Here is a 24,979-nt window from a genome sequence, read left to right as displayed (position 1 = left end):
AACTATAGTTTGATAAATTTATATGGAAGATAATAAGACATTCGAAACAACTAAACCCTCTTTGGCACCCCCTTCAGGGGGCGGAGGGGGCGTACACGTTTTTGCCCCGGCCACCGTTGCCAACGTAGTTTGCGGCTTTGATGTGCTGGGCTTTGCCGTTAACGAGCCGGGCGACGAGGTGATTATGCGGATGACCAATAAACCAGGCATCACTATAAGCAAAATTACAGGCGATGACGGGCGTTTGCCAATGGATCCTGCTAAAAATACGGTGAGTGTGAGCGTTCAGCATTACTTACAAAGTGTTGGCCGTACCGATGTTGGATTGGATATCGAGCTGCATAAAAAAATGCCGATAGGTAGCGGGCTGGGTTCAAGCTCGGCCAGTACGGTGGCCGGTTTGTTTGCTATTAAAACCTTGCTAGGCGATGATAACGATCCTGCAAAATTGCTGCCGTTTGCGATGAAGGGCGAAGAAATGGCTTGCGGTCATGGCCATGCAGATAATGTAGCCCCGGCATTGTTGGGCGGTTTTGTACTCATCCGCAGTTACGAACCTTTGGATGTGGTGCGTTTGCCGCATCCGGCAGGCTTGTGGTGCGCCATCGTATTCCCTGATGTGGATGTACCAACAAGGGAAGCGCGTCAAATCATCCGCAAGAACATCCAGATGAAAGATGCGGTAACCCAATGGGGCAATATTGCAGGACTGGTAAGCGGTTTGTTTATGAATGATATTGACCTGATTGGCCGCAGCATGAAGGATGTATTGGTTGAACCGGTACGTTCCATGCTGATACCTGATTTTTACAAAATGCGCGAAATGGCGATGGAATTAGGCGCGGTAAGCTTTGGTATCTCCGGCTCTGGTCCTTCTGTTTTTGCCTTCACAAAAGACGAGGATACAGCGCACCGCATAACCCAAAAACTACAAAAACATTTGACCGGTTTAAAAATAGGCTCTAATGGCTACGTATCAACGATAAATGATGCCGGGCCGAAGGTGCTGGGATAAGTCAAAAGTAAAATTCCAACAACGAATCTAAAACCACGTCATTGCGAGGCACGAAGCAATCCCCGATATGCGGGGGAAATAAGCTTGGTGTGCAGCCAGTCCTAAAGAGATTGCTTCGTGCCTCGCAATGACGGGAGCAAAAAACAAATCCGAAATCGAACATCCGAATTCCAAAATTAAAATGAAACTCTACAGTACCAATAACATCCAATCAGAAGTATCTTTTAAAGACGCGGTTTTTAACAGTATGCCGCAGGATAAAGGTTTATACATGCCTATCAGCATCCCGCGTTTGAGGGATGATTTTATAAATAACCTGGACAAGTATACCCTGCCCGAAATTGCTTTTGAAGTTGCTAAAAATCTTTTAGGCGATGCGATGCCGGCTGATGATTTGAAAGCTTTGATAGATGACGCCATTAACTTTGACGCGCCGGTTGTAAAGCTGGATGATCATGTGCATGTGCTGGAACTTTTCCACGGCCCATCTTTGGCGTTTAAAGATTTTGGCGCCCGGTTCATGAGCCGTGTGATGAGCTACTTTTTAGAAGAAGGCGAAAAACAACTGGATGTATTAGTCGCTACCAGCGGCGATACCGGCGGTGCCGTTGCCCTGGGCTTTTTAGGCGTTCCAAATACAAGGGTTACTATCCTTTATCCCAAGGGCAAAGTAAGCGGTGTGCAGGAACAACAATTAACCACAAACGGACAAAATATTCGCGCCCTTGAAGTTGATGGTACGTTTGATGATTGCCAGGCTTTGGTTAAACAAGCGTTTACTGATGCCGAACTGAACGAAAAATTCCGCCTGACATCGGCCAACTCTATTAACATCGCGCGTTTGGTGCCGCAAACCTTTTACTACTTTAACGCCTACGCACAGTTGTTAAGGCAGGGTGTTAAAAAGGTAATCTTCTCGGTACCAAGCGGAAACTTTGGTAATATAGGCGCTGGTTTATTGGCCTGGAAAATGGGTTTGCCTGTCGAAAAGTTTATTGCAGCTACAAATGCTAATGATACTGTTCCCGAATTTTTAAAAACAGGCATTTATCAGCCTAAACCATCTGTGGCAACCTTGTCAAACGCCATGGATGTGGGTAACCCAAGCAATTGGGTACGCATTGCCGATCTGTTTAAAACAGATATGGATGAGCTGAAGAAATTGGTGATTGGCTTCACTTACAACGATGATGAAACCGTAAAAGCCATCAATTGGGTATTTGATACCCATAATTATGTGGTTTGCCCGCATACGGCTATTGCCTGGCAGGCCTTAACTGATTTTCAGCACGATAATGCCAGTGCAGATACCGCAGGCGTATTTTTATCAACCGCTCATCCGTGTAAATTCCCCGATGTGTTTAGCGCCGAAATAACCGCTAAAATTGATGTGCCCGCGCAGGTAAAAGAACTGGAATCAAAAACCAAACTGGCCATCGCGATAAGTAAAGACTTCGGAGATTTTAAAGGCTATCTGCTGAACGCTAAATAATAAGCGCTTAGACTTCCGAAGTTTTAAAACGGCGAAGCCCTCAACGGGGCCAAACCAATATTATCGAGTTAAACTTCGGAAGTCTGGTTATTCATTCGTCAATTTTGCTATTCGTAGTTATATTTGATCTGTGAAAATTACTTCAATGCGCAACAAAAAAAACATCATTCTTTTTTGTTTAATTACGCTGTCGTTTGCGGCCTGTAAAAGCCATTCTAAATTTAACCCGGACGACTGGAACGAGGGCGACGGCCTTACATTTAGCTATCGCGATGGCATGGTTGACGATTTACTGCAAACCCAAAAACTCAAAGGGCTAAAATATCAACAGGTAATTCACCTGCTACACCGCCCACAGCAAAGCAGCAAGACTGAGATGCTTTACGAAATTTTGGAGATAAGAAAGCCTGGAAAACCATTATACGTTAAACAACTTATCCTATCCCTTAAAGATTCTGTGGTAACTGACGCAAAAATTTACGAGCATACTAATAAGAAATGATCAATACCATCATATTCGACCTTGGCGCAGTTTTGATAGACTGGAACCCGCATTACGTTTACAAAACAATATTTGACGACAAGCAGGAAATGCACAATTTCCTCGCCAATGTTTGCACTTCCGACTGGAACGAAGAACAAGATGCCGGTAGGTCGTTACAAGAGGGTACCGATTTGCTGGTAGCCCGGTTTCCGGAGCACGAGGCCAATATCAGGGCGTTTTATGGCCGGTGGATAGAAATGCTGGGCGAGCCTTTTCATGGCACCGTCGAGATTTTTAAACAGTTAAAGGAGCGTAATAAATATAAGATCTATGCGCTCACCAATTGGTCGGCAGAGACATTTCCTTTTGCACAGGCACGTTTTGATTTTTTAAACTGGTTTGATGGCGTAGTAGTATCTGGTACCGAAAAAATGCGTAAGCCGGCGCCAGAGTTTTTCCAGATCCTGCTCGACAGATATAACGTTAACCCTGCCGAAGCCTTGTTTATTGACGACAATTACCGCAATGTTTTGGCATCAGAAAAGATGGGTATCAAAACCATTCATTTTAAATCGGCCGACGAATTAGCGGAAGAACTGAAGGCGTTGGGTGTTTTGTAAGCGATTTTAAAAATCAATCATATCCATATCAAATTGCGGCTTAAAAGTATAGCGCAACTGCACCAGGCCGCTCGAAAAGGTTTCGGAACCCAGGAACATCAGATCGGTACGACCTTTAACATCAAACAGTTGCTTGCCAGCGCCCAGTATCACCGGGTGTACAGATAGTAAAAACTCGTTAATTTGCTTTTTGGCCACAAATGCGGCCACCAGCTCGGCGCCGCCAAACAGCCAGATGTTTCCTCCTGGCTGATGCCTTATCTCATCAACACGACGGTCAAAATCTGCCGACTGAATGATTTCTGCATTGCCTGTTACCGAGGTTAGCGTATCGGTAAACACGTATATTTTAAGCGCCGCAAACAGCCCCGGATCAGTATCAATAAACATTTCATAACTTTTGCGGCCCAGGAATATGGCGTCGGCTTGGTTCAAAAATTCCGTCATTCCGTAATCCTGATCGGCAAAACACCAGTCGTACTCGCCGTTTGGGCCCTCAATGTAGCCATCAAGGCTCATGGCCAGGTTTAAAATTACTTTTCGCATGGTAGATGGATTTATGATTATTCTTCGCCCTGGTGTTTTTCCTGCCATTGCCTGGTGAACGATTTTTCGGCAATTTCGGGCATTTCTCTTAAATGCCCCCAGGTGTTTTTAAAGAAAAAACGAAGGAAGAAGTTTTTCATTTTGCCGCCAAAAAAATCTGTAAGACTGCGTTTCAGCATTCCTTTTTTCCAGATGGCCCAGCCCCAGCGCTCTTTGGTGGTTATCAGGCCCTCGTTAACCGCGTCGCGGCGGTTAAGTAACAGCATTTTGTGAATGTCTATCTTAACCGGGCAAACCTCGGTGCAACGGCCGCAGAGGCTTGATGCGTAGCTTAGGTGTTTAAATTCCTCCATGCCATCGGTATGCGGCGTTATAATAGCGCCAATAGGGCCGCTGTAAGTAGTATTGTAAGTGTGGCCACCAACATTCTGGTAAACCGGGCATACATTAAGGCAGGCCCCGCACCGGATGCAATACAAGCCCTGGCGTTGCTCTTTTTGAGCCAGCAGGTTGGTGCGGCCGTTATCAAGCAGTACCACATACATTTCTTCGGGCCCATCAGTTTCATTAGCCTGGCGCGGGCCGTTTAATATGGTATTGTAAACAGTAAGGTTTTGTCCGGTGCCGTGCGTTGAGAGCATTGGCCAAAATAGGTCAAGATCGGTTATGGAGGGGATAACTTTTTCTATACCCACCACCGCGATGTGAATCTTGGGGAAGGTGGTGCACAAGCGGGCATTTCCCTCATTTTCGCTGATGGCTACACTGCCCGTATCGGCCAGCAGGAAGTTGGCGCCGGTTATGCCAACATCGGCCTGCAGGTATTTGTCCCGTAATAATTCCCGTGCTTTTAGGGTTAGCTCCTCGGCTGTGGCATCTAAAGGAGTGCCGAAATGCTGATTGAATAGTTTGGCAATATCCTCCTTGCTCAGGTGCATTGCCGGGGTAACAATATGGTAAGGTGCTTGCCCTAATAGCTGCACAATGTATTCGCCAAGGTCGGTTTCTAATGACTCGATATGGTTATCTTTCAAAAATTCATTCAGATGAATTTCTTCAGTTACCATCGATTTGGATTTTACAACCGTTTTGGCTTTCGCTTTTTGAATGATGTTCAGGATTTCGCGGTTGGCTTCTTCGGCATCATTGGCCCAGATAACTTTGCCGCCCCTGCGCTGGAAATTGGCTTCAAACTCGGGCAAAAACTTGTCCAGGTTTTCCATCACCTTCCACTTGATCACATGGCCTTTTTTCTTGGCATTATCCAGATTTGCTATGCGCGATATGCCGCTTGCTGCAGCCGCGTTGTACTTATCAATACTGTTATTGATAATACGGCGGTGGTCCGCATCAAATACCTTCTCCTCTGATGCAACCAAAAATTCCTCGGCAGTGCTTCCCATATATGCGAATTTAGGGATTTTAGTGGGAAGTTGATTAGGTTAGTGGTTGATTAGGTGGGTGGTTGATTGGATTAATTTAGAAATAGTCAGTTTATAAACAAAACGAGGCGTAATTTGCGCCTCGTTTTGTTCCGGATATTGGTTTTCAACCTAATCAACAACTCACCTAATCAACCATTTCCCCAATACCAACTATTTCGCTCCATCAACCACCGGTTTTTTATCACGATTGGCTAACTCCCAACCTGTGTAAAATACCAATTGCGCGCGTTTTGCCAGTAACGGGAAGTTGATTTTGCTTACTTCATCGCCTGGCTGATGATAATCGGCATGTACGCCGTTGAAGTAGAAAATAATGGGCACGCCATGTTTTGCAAAGTTGTAATGATCGCTGCGGTAGTAAAAACGGTTAGGATCATTAGGATCATCATATTTATAGTCCAGCTTCAAATGGGTATAAGTATTGTTTGCGTTTTCGCCAATATCATGCAAGTCCTTGCTTAGCATAGCCGAGCCGATAGGGTATACATAGTTGGCAGAATCTGGTTTGCCAATGTACTCTTCTCCTACGCGGCCAATCATGTCAATATTTAAATCGGTAATGGTATTAGCCAACGGATAAATAGGATGGTCGGTATAGTATTCAGAGCCCAAAAGACCTTTTTCTTCGCCTACGTTACCTAAAAACAAAATGCTGCGGCGCGGGCCGTGACCTTGCTTTTTTGCTTTAGAAAATGCCCTGGCAATTTCAAGGATACCTGTAGTGCCCGATCCGTCATCATCGGCACCGTTATTTACTTTGTCTTTAGCTTTAGGGTCAGCCTCTAACCCGATATGGTCATAGTGGGCCGAAAACACCAACACTTCGTCTTTTAAATCGGTACCTGGCATAAAGCCAACAACATCAACAGCTTTAACATCAGTACGGTCATTTGAAAAATTGGCTGTAAAATCGGCTTTTGCCGTTACAACAGGTGTAGTAGTGGCGGCGGCTTTTAAATCGCTGTAGGTTTTACCGGTTGATTTTACCAGCTCATCAGCAATTGCTGTAGTTACATGAAAAACAGGTACACCGGTATTGGCTTTGGCAGCATCTTCTTTAATAGTTAAACGCGGGCTTGCAATACTTCTGCCGAAACGTTTAAGTAAAGCAGTTAAATCGCCGTTGGCGGCCAAAATAATTGCAGGTTTTTTGCTTTGCAGGTTGGCAAATACTTTTAAACGCGCGGTGGTCATGCGAACGGCCACATTTGGTGTTTTACCTTCTTCGGGTTTGTCCTCGTTTATCCACAATACAACCTTGCCCGCAATATCAGTTGATCCTATTTCGCTTTCGGTGCCGAAGCCTACAAATACAACTTCGCTGCCGCTTACATTTTTATCGGGCACTGTGCCGTTAGGTATAAAATCCTGCCCTAAAACAAATGGTTTTCCATTAACAGTAAAGGCCGATACTTTTAACGCGCTTTGTACAAGTGGTACGTTAAAGAAGTACGATCCGTTTACCGGGGCCTGCAGCCCTAATTTTTTAAATTCGCCGGCTATGTAGTTTGCGGCCTTTTCAGCTCCGGGCTTACCGGTTTCCCGGCCCTCAAATTCGTCAGACGCCAGGATGCTTAAGTGTTTTTTGGCATCCTTGGCCGTAATCAGCTTCCCGTACTTCATGGCAGTAGGGTTTTGCTGCGCACAGGCATTAACCGCTATTGCAGCAGAAAATGCCAGTAATGTTACTTTTTTCATGTATGGTAATTAATTAAGTCAGTTTTTTTTTAGTATCAAGTATCAAGACCGCTGCAAGTGATTTATCCATCAGCGTAAGAAATTTTCTACCTTTCGCCTTTTACCTTTACCCTTTCGCCTGATTTACCCATTCACCTAAAATCAGCAGGAAATTTTACCTGTCCTGGTGGCGTGGCGGCCGCCTTCAAATTCGGTGGCAAAAAAGGCCTGCACTATTTTTTTAGCTTCGTCGATGCTGATGAATCGTGCCGGGATACATACAATATTGGCGTTGTTATGGCTGCGGGCCAATACGGCCAGCTCTTCGTTCCAGCAAATGGCAGCGCGGATGCCCTGGTGTTTATTGGCGGTAATGGCTACGCCGTTGGCGCTGCCGCAAACCAGGATGCCCAAATCGCACTCACCACTTTCAACTGCTGATGCTACAGGGTGTGCAAAATCGGGGTAGTCAACGGAGGTATTGGAATAGGTACCGAAATCTTTTAACTGGTAGGCCGGGATATCGGCCGATAATGCTTGTTTATAATCAAAGCCGGCATGATCGGCGCCAATGGCAATTTTAAGCCCTTCTTTCATTGATATTGAATAATTAGTAGTTTTTGCAAAGGTGCAATAAATGTGCAAATTTCAAATATGCCGATGTGCAGATTATTTGAGGGATGTGAGATTGTTACAAAGCTGCGGCAAATGTGCAGATATGCAGATTTAAGGTGTGCAGATTAACTTTATTGGGGCTGAGCCGTTTTGGATGTAGACCGGTATACCCAGGTGCTATAATTGCGCAATAGCGGTGCAGTTTTAAAGCCCTCTCCTTTGGAGAGGGTTGGGTGAGGCTCTTTACACCACCTTATCTTTGCAGCGTTCTACCACTTCTATGTAGTAGTTTTCATAAAGCGGGAGTATGGTGGCCAGGTCGAATTGTTTGGCACGGGCAAGGGCGTTGTTTTTAAAGGTTTCCAGGCGGGCTTCATCTTCCAGGATGTATATCGCTCTTTCGGCCATGCCATCCACGTCACCTACATTGTTCAGGTAGCCGGTTTCGCCGTCAACATTCAGCTCCGGTAAACCGCCGGCGTTACTGCTGATAACCGGCACCTTGCATGCCATGGCCTCCAGCGCTGCCAAACCAAAACTCTCAGATTGTGATGGCATCAGGAATAAATCTGCTACCGACAGGATCTCCTCGATGGCATCCTGTTTGCCCAAAAAGCGCACATTATCGGTAACGCCAAGATCGCGGCATAACTGCTCGCAGCCCGAGCGCTCGGGGCCATCGCCTACCATCAATAATTTTGAAGGGATGGATTTAATCACCTGGGCAAATATCTTCACCACATCTTCGGTACGTTTTACCTTGCGGAAGTTGGAGGTATGCACCAACACCTTTTCGCCAAATGGAGCTATCGCTTTTTTGAAGTGGTCCTTTGCTTTTAGGCTGAAACGGGTAAGGTCAATAAAGTTGGGGATTACCTTAATATCGTTTTCGATATCGAAAAATTTATAAGTGTCTGATCGCAGATTTTCGGATACCGCGGTTACGCCATCTGATTTATTGATAGAGAAGGTAACTACCGGTTTAAATGTGCGGTCTTTACCAACCAACGTGATATCGGTACCATGCAGGGTGGTAACTACGGGGATATAGATGCCATAAGTGGCCAGTATTTGTTTGGCCATAAACGCTGCCGAAGCATGTGGTATAGCGTAATGCACATGCAATACATCTAATTGCTCGTGGCGTACCACATCAACCAAACGGCTGGCCAGGGCCAGTTCATAAGGCGGGAAATCAAACAGCGGGTAATTGCTTACCGATACCTCGTGGTAAAAAAGGTTTTCAGAAAAAAGGTCTAACCGTGCAGGCTGGTTATAAGTAACAAAATGTACCTGGTGACCGCGGTTTGCAAGGGCTTTACCAAGTTCGGTAGCAACAACCCCGCTTCCGCCAAAGGTTGGGTAACATACGATTCCAATTTTCATCTATGATTGATTTCGATGCAAGTTTAACAGCAATTTATGGCAAATGTGTTAACACTGTGTAAAATGATTTAACTTCGTTAAGTAACTTTTACTATTATAAAACATAAAACAGCTACCTGTTATGAGCAATGCTATTAATTTAAAAATCAACGCCATACAGCACATTGGCGTGCCAGTAACCAACCTGGAGGCGTCGCAGTTTTTTTACAGCCGGCTTGGCTTTGGCAATGTAATGGAAGCGCCGTTTACCGATAACGACGGCACAGGCACCTGTGTGATGATGCAAAGCGGTAATATCATCATGGAGCTATACCAGCTACCCGATGCGGGCCTGCCGGAAATCCGGTCAAGAAACAACGGACACATAGATCACGTAGCGTTTGATGTAAGCGATATCGACGAAGCCTTTAGGGAGATAACCGAAGCCGGTTTTAACGTAATTGAGCCCGAACCGGTGTTCCTACAGTTCTGGGAAAAGGGCTGTAAATATTTTAACATCACCGGACCCGATGGGGAAAGGCTGGAGTTTAACCAGGTGCTGTAAGATTTGATGGGGAGAAGCGTGAGAGCGAAGACTCACCCGGGCATTGCTTCGCTCGCCATTCCTCTCTTCTGCTGCGCAGGAAAGAGGGGCTTGAATGTGGGTTAGTTGTATAGTAATGCCCAAAGCAGCACCTGGTTTTCAAAGCCCAGTTCCAACGAAGCTGAAGAGCGGGTAAGTCATAGCCTGTGTTTAAATTCAGTCCATATATTTTTCAAATACATTTTCGCCTTTATGGTATACGTTATAATGGCTTTTATCATCAAGGATAGAAATTCCTACTGCTCCATTAAGTTCCCAGACATTTAAAACTATGCTTTCAGCGCAGGCGTTGGTTTCAATAGTGATATTTTCATTTACCGGAAGCTGAAATTCGAAGCATTCAGGCTCATGAACTATGGTTATTTCGGATGATGTATTATTTGATAGCTCAAATGTTGTTGTCATTGCGATATTGTTTTTACTAATATAACAACAATCCCTCACCTGATATAAATCTCGCCCGGTTTACCTGGATTGCTGTGGGGCGCTTCGCCTTTTCGGGAACCGGGCGGTATGGTCCAAACGTTAATAACGTTATTGAGCAGCTTATTTTGCTGGTCCTTTTTTATCACGTTAATCTCGTTGATATCTGCAGTAGCTACCCGTAAGTTTTTATTATCGACAAAAAAACCATCGACCGCAAAATCAACCTCGCCCTTCATATTTAGCCAAAGTTTAATGTCGTTTAACGACTTAGCTTCTACCTTCACACTATCATTAAGTACAAATATAATAACCCCATATTTATCCAGGTTTTTATATTGGGCCAAATCGGGCACATTGCCTTTTAAAACGTTTATCGCTTTAATGTCGCTAACATTAATGGAACTGCCGCCACCAATAATATCCGAGTTGATGATGTACAACGGCACTTTTTGCCGCGCATCTGGCAACTACTTGTATGCGCTATCGGATTGCGCCATAGCAACGCAAGTAATTGAGCATAGCAATATAGCTGCAATTGCTTTTTTAAAACGGAAATGAAGAAACGGGATCATGATATAAATTTAAATTTAATAAATGATGGTATAGCTTATTACTTTCCATAAATAATACTTACCTTTTAGGTTAAATAGGCTTATCGCTCCCTGCATCCGACCGGTAAGGCTTATTTGTTATACCAAAACCCCAAACACAATGATGAAAAAAGTATCTGGATGCTTTTTATTGCTCATATTTTGCTGCTCGGTAGCGCTGGCACAGGTAGTTACGTTAAATGGTAAGGTTGCCGATGCCAAAACCGGGCGGGGCATACCAGGGGCTACCATTAAAATGGGCAATTATGGCACATCTACCAATGCCGATGGCGAGTTTGTGCTGGTTGTAAAAAAAGAGGTAGCCGTGCAGTTTGGTATTAATGTTACCTGCATTGGTTACCAGCAACAGCAGCGGCCCTTTAAGCCGGATGCCCCCTATAACATTCAACTAATACCTGCTACCCGCCAGATGACCGAGGTGGTAATTGCAAATAGCGAAAGCATTGTACACCGGGCTATCCGCAAAATTTCGCAAAACTACCCGGATAAAAGTATCATTATCAACAGCGATATACAGATGATACACGAAGCCCGCGACAGTGTAGCCTACCAGTACTTTTACCATAATAATGCCCAGGTTAAAATGTACTATCCGCCTTATACCGATAACAGCCGCCCCAATGTAATGCTGGTGCACAAGAAAGATACATTAGCAGCAAATCCAAACTCTGACCTGAATGTGCATTGGCTGGCCGGCTATACCGATGCCGTAACCCGCGATTATGTACACAGCCGTATGGATGTACTCGATATCAAATCCAAAGATTATCAATACACCCTGAATGGTAAAGATTGGATAAATGGCCACCGCGTGTTTGTGGTTAATTTTTATGGCACCAAAAATAAGGGTAATGGTGGTACTTTATACATTGATACCGCTACCTATGCCTTTGTGCGTATAGCCGTTACCAAATACCACGTTACCCACACTATATTTATCCCTATTGATAAAAATACCGGAATCACCGATTACCGGCAGCTGGGTCATAAATGGTATCTTGATGGGGTAAAGGAAATCAGTATTACCCGTCACGGCAAGTTCGACCTGAATACGGTGATCGACTACCAGTCAACAAGTATCGATACCGGCGGGGTAAAGCGCCTGCCTTACCCCAGCATCATCCCCGAATTTTCGGAAGATATAAAAGTGAGCAATCCTGCAAAGCCGTCGGCTGATGGTCCCGGGCAAATGATTATTACCAAAGCAGATACGGGTTTTACCAGTATAGCCACGCCACTGGTTGATACCACAGGTACAAAACAAAAGCGTAAAAATGTACTGACGGTAATTGTTAACTATATGATTGATGATAACGTCCGTTATATCCTCGGCATCAACAAGCTGCCGCTTAGCCTGTCGGGTTATCAGCCGGTATTATCAAAAAGTGTTAGCGGCATCAGCGTTTATGGGTTTAACATTAATACACAGTTCCGGCTATGCCATGAGTTGTTTTTCTTGTTCGACGGGCAGTTTAATTCCGGTATCGGCGGCATAAAAAACTACGAGTCGGACTATGATCTCACCTACAACTTTATTCTCAATAAGGCTGGCCATCCCATCATGTTATCACCCATGTTCGGCTTTTCAAAAATCAAACTCAGCAGCCACAAAACCGACTACTATACCCAGCAAAGCTGGCTGTACGGTCTTAACCTCACTTTTGAACTAAGCCCCCGCATAGGTTATTTTATCAATGCCAAACACTACGATGCGTTTTACACGCACAACACGGGCCTGCTGCTAAACAACCAACAGTTGGGTTTAGCAACAGGATTTATATTTAAGCTGAAGTTGTAAGGACACTTATCTGTATCACATTAACTCTGTAGCCTATATCACACTATTCACCCACCAGGTATTCCCAAACGGATCTTTAACCCCTGCGCTGCGCCCGTAAGGCTGGTTGGCCGGTGGTATAATGTTTTCGGCTCCGTTATCAAGGGCTTTATGGTAGGTTTCGTCGCAGTTATCTACATAAATGAACATGCCGGCATTTTGTTGGGTATAGGTATCGGTGCAGCCGGCAAACATGATGGTGCTACCTTTAATGTTAAGCTCGGCATGCATTATTGTGTTTTCATCGCGCATAGCTTTGTATTGTTCGGTAGCGCCAAATACGTTTTTCATAAACTCAATAAATTTATCGCCATTGGGTATTACCAGGTAAGGCATAATGCGCTGGTAGTTTTCGGGGATGTTTTTTTCAGGTTCCATTTTGATTTGTTTTTAAACAAAAGTAAAATGTGGCAAGCAATCAAAATTGTAAAAACCAGACATTATTCCATTTGGGAACGATAATGTTTTATGATTTCAACCAATGCTGATAAAACCCTCGGCCTTACCAGAAAAGTAAAAGCCGGGATGGTAGCCGGTAAACGCTTTTACATCATGTATAAAATGCGATTGGTCGTAATAGCCGCAATCCATCGCAATTTGTGTAAGGGTTTTGCTGCTGTCATATTGTTGAATGGCATTATGCAGGCGCACCACGCGCAGGTAGGTTTTGGGACTAAAGCCCGCGTATTCTTTAAACCGCCTGTCAAATTGCCTTACCGATAGGTTATAAGTATCGGCCAGTTGGGCAACCGTTTGGTTTTGATTGGCATGGATAACCTGCCTTATGGAAGTGATAACCCTATCGTCCCGGCTCGCACTGCCCCGGAGCAGCTTTATTAAATAGGCTGATAAGATATTGGCCCGTTGCTGGTTATTTGGGGCAAGCATGATCTGCTCTTCCAGCAACCGGCCTGAATTTCCTAAAAAGGTATCATAATCTAAAGCCAGGTTACTGGTTTGGCTGCTTGGAATATTAAATAACAAGGGCACCGCGAAAGGATAAAGATACGCGCCAAAAATGCCAAAGCTTTGTGTGGTTATAAACCGCCGGTACCTGGTACTTTGAAACTGAATGCCCGACGGCCCGCCGTTTTCGATCCCTTTATTGGTTAATTCATCAAATGTTGACCGGTAATGAAAAACCATTTCGGTGCAACTGTCCGCAATAGAACGGTAAACATACTCCGGTTCGCCCACTGTTAGCTCATGCTCCAGCACCCAGTAAAACCTCACGTAAGGTTTCAATATTTCGGGTGGAGCAATGGTGTAATACTTCATTTGAGAACCGGCTATTTGGAATGGTGGTTTATTAACTTAAAATTAGGGTTTATTTTTGAATTTGCAGCGCTTAACATTAAGGGGTTCAACCGGGGCAAACGCATATAAACATGGTTAACATAACTTAACACATTTCAAGAATTTAATTTGTAAATAGCTGATAAACAATAAGTTGATTTTTTTCATGGTTAACACTAAAATTGAGGTTTTGCACAATTTAAGCGCATCGAATGTTTTGCTTATAGCCAAAACAGGTGCTGAACAATATGCCTAAACGCGCATTAACAGTAAGGGGCCCGTGTGCTCGCAGGCCTCTGGAAAAGAAATGTCATTTGCAAACATTTGAAGGCTATAACCCGCTCATCAATAGTCCGGCTCAATGACTAATATGCAGCCCGTTATAAGTATGCACTCCCGATTGATTGCCGTAGCTAAAGTTGCTTACAGTAAATCGTTTGTATTTTTCTTTGTACTTATTAAAAATCGCTTCGGGTTGTTTTTTGCCGTTAACCGTCATCTCATCGGCGTTCAGCGTTAAATCATGAACGCTATTTTCGTTAGCCACAATATTATCGCTCACCAAATTGGCTATTAATTGCTTCACCAGTTGCTGGTCTGCTTTGGCCTGTGCCTGGTCTTTTTTAGCCTGTATCTGGTCAAGCCGGGCTTGTTGCTGGTCTTTCATGGCCTGCTCCTGATCTTTTTTTGCCTGCTCCTGGTCGCGGGCGGCGTTTTCCTGGTCGTGCCGGGCCTGCACTTGCTCATTTGCGGCATTTTCCTGGTCGCGCTTAGCTTGCTCCTGATCACGTTTAGCCTGTTCCTGGTCACGCGCGGCCTGCTGTTGGTCGCGTTTGGCTTGCTCCTGGTCTTTCAGGGCTTGTTGCTGGTCTTTTTTAGCCTGCACCTGGTCGCGGGCGGCCTGTGCCTGATCCTTTTTGGCCTGAATTTTATCCAGCCTGATCTGCTCCCTTATTTTGCTGATTATTGTGCTGTATTCGCCCCATTTGGCGGCAGGTATTTTTTCGCCATCTACATAAAGTTCTGTCAGTTTCCCGGCTATCAGTTCTGCCTTATAAACGGTGCCATTCCAGTTGGTTTTAAATTCTTCTACCTGTTTGCCGTTGCGGTTTACTACCTGGTCGTAATTACTGTATTTGTAATCTTCGTCGCTTAGCTTTTCTTTTTTTTGTGCGTAAGCTGCAGTTGTAAAGGCAATGGCGGCTATAAGCATGCCATGTTTTAAATAGTTTGTTTTCATTTTGTTTTTGACGATTTGTGGGTTAAAAAAAGGCAATACAATTCCGGCCCGCCTTGCGGCGCGTTTTAAAAAATGCATAACCTGTTGGGTTTTAAAAATGCTAAGCCTGCAGCAAGGGGCGCGCTTTCCCTTTGCTAACTGCCATTAGCGGGTATATTTATAACTGTACACTTACATTTGGTTTCTTTACGGCTTGTTGGTCTTTAAACGCTTGCTCCTGGTCTTTACGGGCCTGCTCCTGGTCTCTTTGGGCTTGTTGCTGATCTATCAAAGCCTGCTGCTGATCGCGTTTGGCCTGCTCCTGGTCGCGTGCGGCCTGTTGCTGGTCTTTGCGGGCCTGTTCCTGATCGCGTTTTGCCTGTTCAGTCGTTTCTGCTTGCCGCGGTTTAAGCGGGGTATCATGGCTGTTTAGTAATTCGCGGTCGGCAATCACTTTTTCTGCATCAGCAGCCATCCGTGCAGCATCTTTTTTTAATTTTTCCTGCATTTCTGCGGCCGGTGGAGGTTGCGGCCGGTCAACCGGTTTCATTTCGGCAGGTGCTTTTGGCATAGGCAAACTTGGCGGTTGGGCAAAAGACTGCTGATGTTTTGGCCGCGTGGCAGCTGTTTTTGTTTGATGGCTTAGCGCTGTGCCATCGTTTAACTTAACAGACGCTGTAACTTTATGACTAAACGAATTGCGGTGTACAACATCCGTTTTGGCCATGTGCCGGGTTATTTCCCTTACCTGGCTAATAGCAGCCGTTGCCACCATTGACGATAATATGATAATACCAGCCAGGAAGAAAATTTTTTCGGATGTGCCGATACCCTTATTTTGATTTTGAAGTATCCGGCTGATGCGTTGCAGCAATTGATTTTTTTTGCCGGGGAAGGCCACCTGGTATGCCGTGCCATACAAAGAATACTCTTTAAAGCTGATGAGCGCCTGCACAAACTCGCGTTTGTTTTGTGTTTGAGCCAGGGCTATATCATCGCAGCAATTTTCGCGCTCGTCGCGCAGCAGCGAAGAAATCCACAGGAGGCCGGGATTGAAAAAGAAAACGGTTTCTACCAGCACCTGTATAAAATTAACAACGTAGTCATTACGCCTGATGTGGGCCAGTTCATGCAGCAGCACAGCTTCAACCTGGCCGGCTGGTAAACCGGCAAGCAAACCTACAGGTATTAATATGATGGGTTTTAAATGCCCTACTACCAAAGGCACTTTTACATAGCCCGACTCAAAAAGCTGTACAGCTTTTGTTAATTGCAACTTTTGGCAAAGCGCAGTTACCTTTTGTTGCCAGTATTGGGCAGGCGCCGATATATACCTGCGCCTGGCCTGGTGGATGTAAAGTACCGACCGCATCATTTTTATAGCCCTAAACACAAACAAAGTAAACCACAGCAATACCACCACCGGGGCATTGGCCGTAAAGTAGTTGGCACAGGTTTGTGTAAATGCTTTTATACCTGCGGCATTTAAATTAAAAAATTGTGCGGCATTATAGCCTACAGCGCCTGCAAGCGGCTTTGCAGCGGGTTGCAACGCATTGCTGTTCCATATCCATATAAACGTAAGCGTGCATGAACCGGCAAACAATAAAAACTGTAAAAACACCAGGTTATACCTTACCGCCGCGCTTGCTTTGCGGGCCAGCATTAAGCTTATAACGGCCAGCACAGCAATTAACAAGCCCTGCCATAATGAGTGGATAAGCATCCAGCTAAAGGCCTGTATCAGGCGGCCGACAGTATCGGTGGTTGTGGTAAGCAGCGGCATAATTTGGGTAATTAATTATTTAGCTTTATCAAAATTGTTCAGTAGCTCCTTTATTTTTTGCAATTCTTTATCAGATGTTTTATCGCTGCCCAATAAAGCAACCATCAGGTTACTTGCCGATCCATCGTACATCGAATCAACAAAGCGGCCCAGCATGTTTACCTTAACTTTGCCTTCTTCAAGCGTGGCGCGGTATATATGCTTCATATTGGTTTCGTCGCGGTCAAGCATGCCTTTTTCTTTCATTACCTGCATCAGCTTCAGGGTTGAGGTATAAATTACAGCGTCTTTTTGCTCGTTAAGCTTATCATGCACAAAACGCACGGTTGATGGTCCGTGGTTCCAAAGTACCTGTAGTACATCCATTTCGGTTTTGGTGGGTATCGTTTGGTTGGTTGTATCTTTCATGTTAAATCAAAGGTATGTATTTAAAACGTACGTTGCAATGATTAGGATGGATTTATTTTTTTTCTTAAATTGGGTTTTTAAAGGCACCTACAAACCAATGATTTAAACAAACAAAGCGCCGGTTTTGAATGTTTAAATCATCAATCACTTACATCTATGAAAAAATTCGACATAAAATATGCCGTAAAAGGCAAGCAGTTTGATCTGAATATCCGCGCCAAATCCGACTCGGTGATCAAAGGGGTTTATTATTCGCTTTATATGCATGGGGTTTGGATAGCCAATATTTATAAAACAGGTATGGAGCAATACAAAGCACTGTCATATACCAGTGCCTTTCATCAGCATGAACTGGAAGCGATAGGGCAGCAGATTGACCTGGTTAATTAAAGCAGGAGCGTAGTTTAAATCCTATAAAAAACAAAAGCGGGTAATGCATAAACACTACCCGCCCTCATTGTAATATTACACTTTATTATTATTCAATAACGCTTACTTTAAGCATATTGGTTTTGCCTTGTTTAATAATTGGCACGGCTGCTGTGTTAATAACTACATCGCCGGCTTTAATAAGCTCTGCACTTTTAAGTATGTTGTTTACATCGCTGATGGTATCATCTGTACTTTCCAGTTTATCGTAATAAAAAGAACGTACACCCCAAACCAGGCTAAGCGCGTTAAGCAATTGCTTGTTTGATGTAAATATGTAGGTACTTGCCTTAGGCCTGTGGCTTGATATTTCAAAAGCGGTATAGCCAGAAGTAGTCATAGATACTATGCCTACCGCATCGGTACGTTGTGCCAGGTGCACTGCCGACTCGCAAAGGGCGTTGCTCAGGTAATTTACAGCAGAGGCGTCAACTTTTTCTTGTTTTGATGAATTAAAGGGATAGCCCAGTTCTTCTACATTGCGTACAATTTTGGCCATGGTTTCAATAACAATAACCGGGAACTCGCCAACAGATGTTTCGCCGCTTAGCATAACTGCATCGGCGCCATCCAATACGGAGTTGGCCACGTCATTAACTTCGGCGCGGGTTGGGCGCGGGGTGGTTATCATTGATTCCAGCATCTGGGTAGCAACAATTACCGGTTTTGAAGCCGCGCGACATTTGCGGGCAATCATTTTTTGCAGCAATGGTACTTCTTCCAAAGGCATTTCAACACCCAAATCGCCACGGGCAACCATTACGCCATCAGTAGCTGCAATAATTTCGTCTATATTATCAATAGCTTCAGGTTTTTCTACTTTAGCAATAACCTTGGCAGCCTTACCGCTTTTGGCAATAATTTCTTTAAGTTCGATGATGTCCTGGCCGGTACGTACAAATGATAAACCAATCCACTCTACATCATATTTTAATGCAAATTGCAGGTTAATCAAATCCTCTTCGGTTAAGCTGGGGATAGATACTTTGGTGTTTGGCAGGTTAACACCTTTACGCGATGTTAATATACCACCGTGTACAACCTCGCACATTACTGTATCAACCCTGTTTGTTTCAATTACCCTTAACTGTAGTTTACCATCGTCCAATAAAATAATTTCATCGGCCTGTACATCTTGTGGGAAGGTATCGTAAGTGATATAAATCTGCTCGTCGTTACCAATACATTCCTGGGTAGTAATTTTTATTTGGGTACCGTTTACTAAGTGGATACCGCCATCTTTTACTAAACCAATACGAATTTTAGGGCCTTGCAAATCGGCAAGGATGCCAACATTGGTTTTGTATTCTGCATTAATTTCCCTGATAGTATCAATAACTCCTTTATGATCTTCGGGGCGTCCATGCGAAAAGTTAAGGCGGCAAACGTTTACACCAGCCTTTATCATCGCTAATAAAACTTCTTTTTTAGCTGATGCCGGGCCCATGGTGGCAACAATCTTAGTACGGTTATAGTATAATTTCATATTAATCGGGTTAAACTGGCTTTGTATTCACATTAGGTGTGATACCAACACTTTTAAAATTTTGCGCTAAAATAACAGATTTTCCCGTGATTTTATTTTTTTCGGATCAATCTTTACTGCGGCAACAATTTCGGGTATTTTATTTAGGGTCGATATCAGGTTATCAAGGTCGGTATCATCAATATAATTACGCACCATTAAAAAATAATCGGCGCTCTTCATTTCGGGCACTAAATAGCCCTCAGAGCCTTTATTGCCTATAAAATAAAAATCAGTTTCGGTGGTTTCCCAGTTATAATGGTATTTTGAGAACAAAACGGGTTCGCTTCCGGGGTGAATATCAACAGACAGATCTTCAGTTTTAATAAAATTAAAATTTAAAAATTTGTTGATAAGATAACATACACGGTAATCTTTTAACGAAGAAGTTACCGCAATAAGCACAAAATCAAAATCGATCTCAAACTTTAAAAATTTCCTGTTCAAAATCATTACTTTTACCGCATCAAAAATACAAATCCAAACCGCTTCAATAAAATTTTGTTATCGAATTATATTGTAAAAGTTTTAGATTTGATTATTGACAGAATTTATTTTTCTTTGCACTGAATTTTTATTAATCATTAAACTATAAAGACTATGTCTGATATCGCTTCAAGAGTAAAAGCTATTATCGTAGAAAAACTGGGTGTTGACGAAAGTGAAGTTACACCAGAAGCGAGTTTCACCAACGACCTTGGTGCCGACTCGTTAGACACCGTGGAATTAATCATGGAGTTTGAAAAAGAATTTAACGTGGCTATTCCTGACGATCAGGCTGAAACTATCGGTACTGTAGGTCAGGCTGTTGCTTACCTTGAAAAAAACGTTAAATAAGACTCCCTAACTGGATTAAATGGAGTTCAAAAGAGTTGTAGTAACCGGGCTTGGAGCACTTACTCCAATTGGTAATACCGTTTCTGAATATTGGAACGGCTTAATCAATGGGGTAAGTGGCGCTGCCTTTATTAAAAGTTTTGATACCACACATTTCAAAACTAAGTTCGCATGTGAAGTAAAGGGCTTTGATGCGGATGGTTTTTTGGGTCGTAAAGATGCCCGTAAATTAGATCCGTTTGTTCAATACGCACTTTTCTCCACAGAAGAGGCAGTGAAAGACGCGGGTTTAGATTTCTCGAAACTGGATACCAGCCGCATAGGTGTTATCTGGGGATCGGGCATTGGCGGTTTAAAAACGTTTTTGGATGAAGTTGTAAACTTTGCCAAAGGCGATGGCACCCCACGTTTTAACCCATTTTTTATTCCTAAAATGATAGCGGATATAGCCCCTGGCCATATCTCGATCAAATATGGTTTGCGCGGTCCAAACTTTTCAACAGTTTCTGCCTGTGCTTCATCAAACAATTCGCTTATTGATTCTTTTAACTATATCCGTTTGGGTAAAGCTAATATGTTCATCAGCGGCGGTTCTGAAGCAATCATTAACGAAGCTGGTATCGGTGGTTTTAACGCCATGCATGCATTATCAACCCGTAACGATGATCCGTCAACGGCGTCGCGTCCGTTTGATTTGGACAGGGATGGTTTTGTTGCCGGCGAAGGCGCGGGTACCATAATTTTAGAAGAGCTGGAGCATGCAAAGGCCCGTGGCGCTAAAATTTATGCCGAAATGATGGGTGGCGGAATGAGCGCTGATGCTTATCACATGACAGCACCACACCCGGATGGGCTTGGCGCGGCACTGGTAATGCGGTCGGCACTGGAAGACGCAAACTTAACCCCCGCAGATATCGACTATGTGAATGTTCACGGAACATCCACCCCAATAGGCGATCCGCAGGAAATTAAAGCGATACAGGATGTTTTTGGCGATGATATTTACCGTATAAATATCAGCTCAACCAAATCAATGACTGGCCACCTTTTGGGTGCTGCCGGCGCGGTTGAAGCTATTGCCTCTATATTGGCTTTACAGAATGGTATAATACCCCCTACTATTAACCATTTTACCGATGATCCATCGTTTGATCCTAAAATTAATTTCACCTTTAATACTGCTCAAAAAAGGGATATTAATATAGTACAAAGCAATGGATTTGGTTTCGGCGGCCATAATGCTTCTGTGATATTCAAGAAATACGTAGATTAATTGTGGTTTAATGCCTATCAGCCGGTTATACAAGCTTTATATATCGCCCAATAGAAAATACGTTAAGGTTTTAAATAATTTGCTCGGTTTCGTGCCGGGCAATTTGTCTTTATACCGTTTGGCATTCAGGCATAAGTCTGTTGCCCAAAACGTAAAAAAAGGGGTAAAAAACAGTAACGAGCGATTGGAGTTCCTGGGCGATGCCGTTTTAGGCAGCGTAGTGGCCGAAGTGCTTTTTAAACTGTACCCTTATGAGGATGAAGGGTTTTTAACCGAGCTGCGATCAAAAATTGTGAGCCGCAACAACCTGAATGCCCTTGGCCGCAAGCTTGGCTTTGATAAATTAATTGAGTACGATAGCCGCATGCTAAACTCCAGCAGGCAGGGCTCATTACTTGGCGATGCTTTTGAAGCACTCATTGGTGCCGTTTATTTGGATAAGGGATATGATTTTACCAAAAGCTTTTTGATAAACCACATCATCAAATCGCATATAGATATTCATAAACTGGAGCAAACCGAAACCAACTTTAAGAGTAAATTAATTGAGTGGTGCCAGCGCCATGGCCGCGATATTACTTTTGAGCTGGTAACCAACCAGGAAGGCGAAAATACCAAGCTATTTACTGTACAGGCCCTGGTTGATGGCGAAATAACAGGCTCGGGCAAAGAATTCAGTAAAAAGAATGCCGAGAAGCTTGCCGCCGAAAAAGCCTGCGAAACGTTAGGCATTTAACAATACTGTCGTGTCAACGATAAATTGACGGATTGTCTTTAGCCCAAAGTCTTAAGTTCTAAGTCGAAAAAGAAAAAATTCAACTTTAGACTTACGACTTATACTGGCGACTTAACACTACATCTTCTTAGTGTTGCCCCGGCTTTGATAGCTTGGTTGAATCTGATTTAATGAACGTTGGAGAATTCAACAGTTCCAGCTTCTCTTTTTCCCCGCTGTTTTTATAATAATCGTATGATTTTTGAATATGGCTTATCAGGTCGTAATCATTCCAGCCTTTCAATTCGTCGAAGGTTGGCGTATAATAATTCATGAAACGTTGCGCTTCGGTATCTGATTGCACCTTGGTAACCTGTTTTACAAAATTGATATTATACCGCCGGTTTACTTCGGCCTGCTCAATCTCGCCTTTTGAGAATTGTGCAAAGCGTTTGGCCCTGTTTGGCGTTTGGCCAAAAAGCTCATAAATTCCTGTTAGCGGGTTGGTTATAAATGATGTTACAGGTGGCTTGCCAGCGTAAAAAGTGCCCTGTTTGCGGTAATCGCCCATAATTTCATTAACCTCCTGGCGCTTGGTTTGACCCGTGATTTTTACTTCGGCCAATACAATCTGGGGCTGCAGGTAAACAGGCATATCGCTGTTATTCAGTACCTCTATCTTTTGCGGTGTAAATTTTTCTTTCGAAAACAGCAATGTGTCGCCAACCGAAACTTTCACTGTAAACCAACCAAGGTCATCGCTCATGAGCGTGACATTGGTTTTTAAGTTTTTGATCATTACCTGACCAACACGTTCGGGCGTGCTTTTTTTTGATATCACCCCTTTTAGGGTAAATTCCTGTGCTGATGCATTTAAAACAAAGCAAAAGCAAACGAGTAACTGCAGGGTAAAACGAATGCGCATTAGTACAAATAAGAACGTAAATATATACAGAGTATTTTACACCAAGTGTGAAAAAGTGTTAAAGGAGGAAGTTGGGAAGTCCGAAAGTCGGGAAGTAAAAGAGTCTGATGGTCAATCAAACAATTCCTTAGCATCAGATTTCCCACTCCTCATCTCAACTTTTCTATCTTTCGGACTTCCCGACTTTCGGACTTCCTGACTTTCCCGACTTTCGGACTTTGACAACAAAACCCTATCTTTGCACATGATAAAATCCATGACAGGGTATGGAATTGCCAGTTTTGATTCGGGTAATACTAAATACACCGTTGAAATTAAATCCCTGAACAGTAAATTTCTTGAACTTTCGCTTCGTTTGCCTAAAATTTTCTCTGAAAAGGAATTTCAGCTGCGTAACGATTGCAGTAAACTGATTGAGCGTGGTAAGGTAAACTTATCTATCAATGTAGAGCAGGTTAACGCCTCTGTAAGAGCGGCCGGTATTGATAAAGTGTTGCTTAAGCACTATTATCAGCAACTTAAGGATGTTAGCGCTGAGCTTAACGAGCCCGCCGCCAACCTGATGCAACTTGCCTTAGGCTTGCCCGAAGTTGTTAAATACGATGAGGAGACGGTATCTGAAGATGAGTGGAAACAGGTTGAAAAAACCTTTCAGCAGGCCATGGCCGCTTTTCAGCAATTCAGGGCCGATGAAGGCAATGTGTTGGAGAATGATGTAAAGTATCGTATTGGTATCATCCTTAAAAACCTGGAATTGGTTGAACTGGAAGACCCTAAACGAGTGCCGCTGATTCGCGAAAGGCTGAATACTTTCCTGGCCGAGGTTGCCAATCGTGAAGCCATCGACCAAAACCGTTTTGAGCAGGAGCTTATTTATTACATAGATAAGCTGGATATAACCGAAGAAAAGATTCGCCTTAAAACCCACTGCGAGTATTTTATTGAAACCCTTAAAAATGCTGATGCCAATGGCAAAAAGCTGGGCTTTATTTCGCAGGAGATAGGCAGGGAAATAAATACCCTTGGCTCAAAAGCCAACGATGCCAATATTCAGAAACTTGTGGTAGGCATGAAGGAAGAATTGGAAAAAATTAAAGAACAACTGTTAAACGTATTATAGTTCATTGGTTCACTGGTTCATTAGTTCATTGGTAGCAAGCTGGTGACTATGCGCCACCAACCACTAATGAACTAATGAACTAATGAACCAATGAGCCAAAACGGTAAACTCATCATATTTTCGGCACCATCGGGTGCTGGTAAAACTACAATAGTACACCACCTGTTGAGTATAATACCCGAGCTGGAGTTTTCCATTTCGGCAACTACCCGCCAGGCCCGCGGCGATGAGGAAGATGGCAAAGATTATTACTTTATTAGCCTGGCCGAGTTTACACACCGTATTGCCAAAAAGCAATTTGTTGAATTTGAAGAAGTTTACACCGGGACATTTTACGGCACCTTGCGCGCCGAAATTGAGCGCATCTGGGCAAAAGGCAAAACAGTAATTTTTGATATCGACGTGGAAGGCGGCCTTCACCTGAAACGTAAATACGATGGGCAGGCATTGGCTATCTTCGTTCAGCCCCCTTCGTTGGAGGTTTTAATAGAACGTTTAACCGGCCGGGGTACAGATAGCGAAGAAAAATTGAAAGAACGCTTTGCCAAAGCCGAAAAAGAGCTAAAATACGCGCCCCAGTTTGATATTATCCTCAAAAATTACGATCTTGAAACGGCTTGCAAAGAAGCGCAGGAACTGGTGAGGAACTTTATTAGCCCCCCGGCCCCCTAAAGGGGGAGTGCTAAATTCAATTTGGCCAGGGCTTACA

General features: G+C 43.7%; 27 protein-coding genes. 12 read left to right on the top strand and 15 right to left on the bottom strand.

The genetic code is table 11. The annotated features are described in order from the left end of the window. Positions 1–22 precede the first annotated feature (22 nt). The 4 genes from AC1DU2_RS14755 to AC1DU2_RS14740 all read left to right on the top strand — a co-directional run bounded on the left by AC1DU2_RS14755 (position 23) and on the right by AC1DU2_RS14740 (position 3,611). Positions 23–1,015 carry a homoserine kinase gene (locus AC1DU2_RS14755; protein ID WP_477385104.1) on the top strand — a complete coding sequence of 331 codons (993 nt, stop codon included), beginning with the start codon at positions 23–25 and terminating at the stop codon, positions 1,013–1,015. Positions 1,016–1,196: 181 nt separating this feature from the next. Further along, on the top strand, positions 1,197–2,507 hold the full coding sequence (gene thrC, locus AC1DU2_RS14750) for a threonine synthase (RefSeq protein ID WP_477385103.1): 1,311 nt from the start codon (positions 1,197–1,199) through the stop codon (positions 2,505–2,507). Positions 2,508–2,652: 145 nt separating this feature from the next. Further along, positions 2,653–3,009, top strand: a complete 357-nt coding sequence (locus AC1DU2_RS14745) for a hypothetical protein (RefSeq protein ID WP_477385102.1) — start codon at positions 2,653–2,655, stop codon at positions 3,007–3,009. After that, on the top strand, positions 3,006–3,611 hold the full coding sequence (locus AC1DU2_RS14740; protein ID WP_477385101.1) for an HAD family hydrolase: 606 nt from the start codon (positions 3,006–3,008) through the stop codon (positions 3,609–3,611). The genes AC1DU2_RS14745 and AC1DU2_RS14740 overlap by 4 nt, the downstream gene beginning before the upstream one ends. Before the next feature lie 6 nt (positions 3,612–3,617). On the opposite strand, the gene AC1DU2_RS14735 is transcribed toward AC1DU2_RS14740, so the two are convergent. The 5 genes from AC1DU2_RS14735 to bshA all read right to left on the bottom strand — a co-directional run bounded on the left by AC1DU2_RS14735 (position 3,618) and on the right by bshA (position 9,280). Next, positions 3,618–4,157 (bottom strand): dihydrofolate reductase family protein, encoded by a 540-nt coding sequence (locus AC1DU2_RS14735; protein WP_477385100.1) that lies wholly within the window; start codon positions 4,155–4,157, stop codon positions 3,618–3,620. Between the two features lie 17 nt (positions 4,158–4,174). Next, positions 4,175–5,560, bottom strand: a complete 1,386-nt coding sequence (locus tag AC1DU2_RS14730) for a LutB/LldF family L-lactate oxidation iron-sulfur protein (protein WP_477385099.1) — start codon at positions 5,558–5,560, stop codon at positions 4,175–4,177. A 192-nt stretch (positions 5,561–5,752) separates the two neighbouring features. Next, the gene (locus AC1DU2_RS14725; protein WP_477385098.1) at positions 5,753–7,300 is read right to left on the bottom strand and encodes a M28 family peptidase; all 1,548 of its coding nucleotides are present in this window, start codon (positions 7,298–7,300) and stop codon (positions 5,753–5,755) included. Positions 7,301–7,441: 141 nt separating this feature from the next. Further along, positions 7,442–7,876 (bottom strand): ribose 5-phosphate isomerase B, encoded by a 435-nt coding sequence (gene rpiB, locus AC1DU2_RS14720; protein ID WP_477354832.1) that lies wholly within the window; start codon positions 7,874–7,876, stop codon positions 7,442–7,444. Between the two features lie 261 nt (positions 7,877–8,137). Further along, positions 8,138–9,280, bottom strand: coding sequence for an N-acetyl-alpha-D-glucosaminyl L-malate synthase BshA (gene bshA, locus AC1DU2_RS14715; protein WP_477385097.1), 1,143 nt, complete (start codon positions 9,278–9,280; stop codon positions 8,138–8,140). 121 nt (positions 9,281–9,401) lie between these two features. Here bshA and AC1DU2_RS14710 point away from each other — a divergent pair, with 121 nt between their 5' ends. Further along, a complete protein-coding gene (locus AC1DU2_RS14710; protein ID WP_477385096.1) occupies positions 9,402–9,824 on the top strand; it encodes a VOC family protein in 423 nt (140 codons plus the stop codon). A gap of 195 nt (positions 9,825–10,019) precedes the next feature. On the opposite strand, the gene AC1DU2_RS14705 is transcribed toward AC1DU2_RS14710, so the two are convergent. After that, positions 10,020–10,268 carry a hypothetical protein gene (locus AC1DU2_RS14705; RefSeq protein ID WP_477354823.1) on the bottom strand — a complete coding sequence of 83 codons (249 nt, stop codon included), beginning with the start codon at positions 10,266–10,268 and terminating at the stop codon, positions 10,020–10,022. 35 nt (positions 10,269–10,303) lie between these two features. Next, entirely contained in the window at positions 10,304–10,756 is a 453-nt protein-coding gene (locus AC1DU2_RS14700; RefSeq protein ID WP_477385095.1) for a hypothetical protein, read from the bottom strand. A 244-nt stretch (positions 10,757–11,000) separates the two neighbouring features. Here AC1DU2_RS14700 and AC1DU2_RS14695 point away from each other — a divergent pair, with 244 nt between their 5' ends. After that, positions 11,001–12,698, top strand: a complete 1,698-nt coding sequence (locus AC1DU2_RS14695; protein ID WP_477385094.1) for a carboxypeptidase-like regulatory domain-containing protein — start codon at positions 11,001–11,003, stop codon at positions 12,696–12,698. A 33-nt stretch (positions 12,699–12,731) separates the two neighbouring features. Here AC1DU2_RS14695 and AC1DU2_RS14690 read toward each other — a convergent pair whose 3' ends face one another. From AC1DU2_RS14690 to AC1DU2_RS14670, 5 genes are all read right to left on the bottom strand, one after another. Then, entirely contained in the window at positions 12,732–13,115 is a 384-nt protein-coding gene (locus AC1DU2_RS14690; protein WP_477385093.1) for a VOC family protein, read from the bottom strand. 96 nt (positions 13,116–13,211) lie between these two features. Next, the gene (locus tag AC1DU2_RS14685) at positions 13,212–14,015 is read right to left on the bottom strand and encodes a helix-turn-helix domain-containing protein (RefSeq protein ID WP_477385092.1); all 804 of its coding nucleotides are present in this window, start codon (positions 14,013–14,015) and stop codon (positions 13,212–13,214) included. Between the two features lie 376 nt (positions 14,016–14,391). Beyond that, the gene (locus AC1DU2_RS14680) at positions 14,392–15,273 is read right to left on the bottom strand and encodes a hypothetical protein (protein ID WP_477385091.1); all 882 of its coding nucleotides are present in this window, start codon (positions 15,271–15,273) and stop codon (positions 14,392–14,394) included. 157 nt (positions 15,274–15,430) lie between these two features. Further along, positions 15,431–17,038 carry a M56 family metallopeptidase gene (locus AC1DU2_RS14675; protein WP_477385090.1) on the bottom strand — a complete coding sequence of 536 codons (1,608 nt, stop codon included), beginning with the start codon at positions 17,036–17,038 and terminating at the stop codon, positions 15,431–15,433. A gap of 15 nt (positions 17,039–17,053) precedes the next feature. Then, positions 17,054–17,446 (bottom strand): BlaI/MecI/CopY family transcriptional regulator, encoded by a 393-nt coding sequence (locus AC1DU2_RS14670; RefSeq protein WP_477354802.1) that lies wholly within the window; start codon positions 17,444–17,446, stop codon positions 17,054–17,056. A gap of 156 nt (positions 17,447–17,602) precedes the next feature. On the opposite strand from AC1DU2_RS14670, the gene AC1DU2_RS14665 reads away from it, so the two are divergent. Next, a complete protein-coding gene (locus AC1DU2_RS14665; RefSeq protein ID WP_477354799.1) occupies positions 17,603–17,836 on the top strand; it encodes a hypothetical protein in 234 nt (77 codons plus the stop codon). Between the two features lie 88 nt (positions 17,837–17,924). Here the strand turns inward: AC1DU2_RS14665 and pyk are convergent, their stop codons facing one another. Both pyk and AC1DU2_RS14655 read right to left on the bottom strand, forming a co-directional pair. Further along, on the bottom strand, positions 17,925–19,361 hold the full coding sequence (gene pyk / locus AC1DU2_RS14660) for a pyruvate kinase (RefSeq protein WP_477354796.1): 1,437 nt from the start codon (positions 19,359–19,361) through the stop codon (positions 17,925–17,927). Between the two features lie 66 nt (positions 19,362–19,427). Next, positions 19,428–19,853 (bottom strand): IPExxxVDY family protein, encoded by a 426-nt coding sequence (locus tag AC1DU2_RS14655; RefSeq protein ID WP_477354793.1) that lies wholly within the window; start codon positions 19,851–19,853, stop codon positions 19,428–19,430. A gap of 147 nt (positions 19,854–20,000) precedes the next feature. On the opposite strand from AC1DU2_RS14655, the gene AC1DU2_RS14650 reads away from it, so the two are divergent. The 3 genes from AC1DU2_RS14650 to rnc are packed head-to-tail and all read left to right on the top strand — an operon-like array spanning position 20,001 to position 22,246. Further along, positions 20,001–20,237 (top strand): acyl carrier protein, encoded by a 237-nt coding sequence (locus AC1DU2_RS14650; RefSeq protein WP_031266521.1) that lies wholly within the window; start codon positions 20,001–20,003, stop codon positions 20,235–20,237. A gap of 19 nt (positions 20,238–20,256) precedes the next feature. Continuing rightward, on the top strand, positions 20,257–21,510 hold the full coding sequence (gene fabF / locus AC1DU2_RS14645) for a beta-ketoacyl-ACP synthase II (protein WP_477354790.1): 1,254 nt from the start codon (positions 20,257–20,259) through the stop codon (positions 21,508–21,510). Between the two features lie 10 nt (positions 21,511–21,520). Beyond that, the gene (gene rnc, locus AC1DU2_RS14640; protein ID WP_147054753.1) at positions 21,521–22,246 is read left to right on the top strand and encodes a ribonuclease III; all 726 of its coding nucleotides are present in this window, start codon (positions 21,521–21,523) and stop codon (positions 22,244–22,246) included. 127 nt (positions 22,247–22,373) lie between these two features. On the opposite strand, the gene AC1DU2_RS14635 is transcribed toward rnc, so the two are convergent. Beyond that, positions 22,374–23,150 carry a hypothetical protein gene (locus AC1DU2_RS14635; protein ID WP_477354787.1) on the bottom strand — a complete coding sequence of 259 codons (777 nt, stop codon included), beginning with the start codon at positions 23,148–23,150 and terminating at the stop codon, positions 22,374–22,376. A gap of 244 nt (positions 23,151–23,394) precedes the next feature. Between AC1DU2_RS14635 and AC1DU2_RS14630 the strand changes: the two genes are divergently transcribed. Together AC1DU2_RS14630 and gmk are read left to right on the top strand one after the other, a co-directional pair. Further along, the gene (locus AC1DU2_RS14630) at positions 23,395–24,270 is read left to right on the top strand and encodes a YicC/YloC family endoribonuclease (RefSeq protein ID WP_477385089.1); all 876 of its coding nucleotides are present in this window, start codon (positions 23,395–23,397) and stop codon (positions 24,268–24,270) included. A gap of 90 nt (positions 24,271–24,360) precedes the next feature. Then, a complete protein-coding gene (gene gmk, locus AC1DU2_RS14625; protein ID WP_477385088.1) occupies positions 24,361–24,942 on the top strand; it encodes a guanylate kinase in 582 nt (193 codons plus the stop codon). The last annotated feature ends 37 nt before the right edge of the window (positions 24,943–24,979 follow it).

This window comes from Mucilaginibacter sp. P4_C11 (assembly GCF_056402115.1).
The sequence above is the reverse complement of the archived record's forward strand: the minus strand, read 5'-3'. Positions and strand labels throughout refer to the sequence as shown.

What these genes read in the sequence shown, in the direction of transcription:
- AC1DU2_RS14755 (WP_477385104.1), top strand. Translation starts at nt 23, where the DNA reads ATGGAAGATAATAAGACATTCGAAACAACTAAACCCTCTTTGGCACCC.
- thrC (WP_477385103.1), top strand. Translation starts at nt 1,197, where the DNA reads ATGAAACTCTACAGTACCAATAACATCCAATCAGAAGTATCTTTTAAA.
- AC1DU2_RS14745 (WP_477385102.1), top strand. Translation starts at nt 2,653, where the DNA reads ATGCGCAACAAAAAAAACATCATTCTTTTTTGTTTAATTACGCTGTCG.
- AC1DU2_RS14740 (WP_477385101.1), top strand. Translation starts at nt 3,006, where the DNA reads ATGATCAATACCATCATATTCGACCTTGGCGCAGTTTTGATAGACTGG.
- AC1DU2_RS14735 (WP_477385100.1), bottom strand. Translation starts at nt 4,157, where the DNA reads ATGCGAAAAGTAATTTTAAACCTGGCCATGAGCCTTGATGGCTACATT.
- AC1DU2_RS14730 (WP_477385099.1), bottom strand. Translation starts at nt 5,560, where the DNA reads ATGGGAAGCACTGCCGAGGAATTTTTGGTTGCATCAGAGGAGAAGGTA.
- AC1DU2_RS14725 (WP_477385098.1), bottom strand. Translation starts at nt 7,300, where the DNA reads ATGAAAAAAGTAACATTACTGGCATTTTCTGCTGCAATAGCGGTTAAT.
- rpiB (WP_477354832.1), bottom strand. Translation starts at nt 7,876, where the DNA reads ATGAAAGAAGGGCTTAAAATTGCCATTGGCGCCGATCATGCCGGCTTT.
- bshA (WP_477385097.1), bottom strand. Translation starts at nt 9,280, where the DNA reads ATGAAAATTGGAATCGTATGTTACCCAACCTTTGGCGGAAGCGGGGTT.
- AC1DU2_RS14710 (WP_477385096.1), top strand. Translation starts at nt 9,402, where the DNA reads ATGAGCAATGCTATTAATTTAAAAATCAACGCCATACAGCACATTGGC.
- AC1DU2_RS14705 (WP_477354823.1), bottom strand. Translation starts at nt 10,268, where the DNA reads ATGACAACAACATTTGAGCTATCAAATAATACATCATCCGAAATAACC.
- AC1DU2_RS14695 (WP_477385094.1), top strand. Translation starts at nt 11,001, where the DNA reads ATGATGAAAAAAGTATCTGGATGCTTTTTATTGCTCATATTTTGCTGC.
- AC1DU2_RS14690 (WP_477385093.1), bottom strand. Translation starts at nt 13,115, where the DNA reads ATGGAACCTGAAAAAAACATCCCCGAAAACTACCAGCGCATTATGCCT.
- AC1DU2_RS14685 (WP_477385092.1), bottom strand. Translation starts at nt 14,015, where the DNA reads ATGAAGTATTACACCATTGCTCCACCCGAAATATTGAAACCTTACGTG.
- AC1DU2_RS14680 (WP_477385091.1), bottom strand. Translation starts at nt 15,273, where the DNA reads ATGAAAACAAACTATTTAAAACATGGCATGCTTATAGCCGCCATTGCC.
- AC1DU2_RS14675 (WP_477385090.1), bottom strand. Translation starts at nt 17,038, where the DNA reads ATGCCGCTGCTTACCACAACCACCGATACTGTCGGCCGCCTGATACAG.
- AC1DU2_RS14670 (WP_477354802.1), bottom strand. Translation starts at nt 17,446, where the DNA reads ATGAAAGATACAACCAACCAAACGATACCCACCAAAACCGAAATGGAT.
- AC1DU2_RS14665 (WP_477354799.1), top strand. Translation starts at nt 17,603, where the DNA reads ATGAAAAAATTCGACATAAAATATGCCGTAAAAGGCAAGCAGTTTGAT.
- pyk (WP_477354796.1), bottom strand. Translation starts at nt 19,361, where the DNA reads ATGAAATTATACTATAACCGTACTAAGATTGTTGCCACCATGGGCCCG.
- AC1DU2_RS14655 (WP_477354793.1), bottom strand. Translation starts at nt 19,853, where the DNA reads ATGATTTTGAACAGGAAATTTTTAAAGTTTGAGATCGATTTTGATTTT.
- AC1DU2_RS14650 (WP_031266521.1), top strand. Translation starts at nt 20,001, where the DNA reads ATGTCTGATATCGCTTCAAGAGTAAAAGCTATTATCGTAGAAAAACTG.
- fabF (WP_477354790.1), top strand. Translation starts at nt 20,257, where the DNA reads ATGGAGTTCAAAAGAGTTGTAGTAACCGGGCTTGGAGCACTTACTCCA.
- rnc (WP_147054753.1), top strand. Translation starts at nt 21,521, where the DNA reads ATGCCTATCAGCCGGTTATACAAGCTTTATATATCGCCCAATAGAAAA.
- AC1DU2_RS14635 (WP_477354787.1), bottom strand. Translation starts at nt 23,150, where the DNA reads ATGCGCATTCGTTTTACCCTGCAGTTACTCGTTTGCTTTTGCTTTGTT.
- AC1DU2_RS14630 (WP_477385089.1), top strand. Translation starts at nt 23,395, where the DNA reads ATGATAAAATCCATGACAGGGTATGGAATTGCCAGTTTTGATTCGGGT.
- gmk (WP_477385088.1), top strand. Translation starts at nt 24,361, where the DNA reads ATGAGCCAAAACGGTAAACTCATCATATTTTCGGCACCATCGGGTGCT.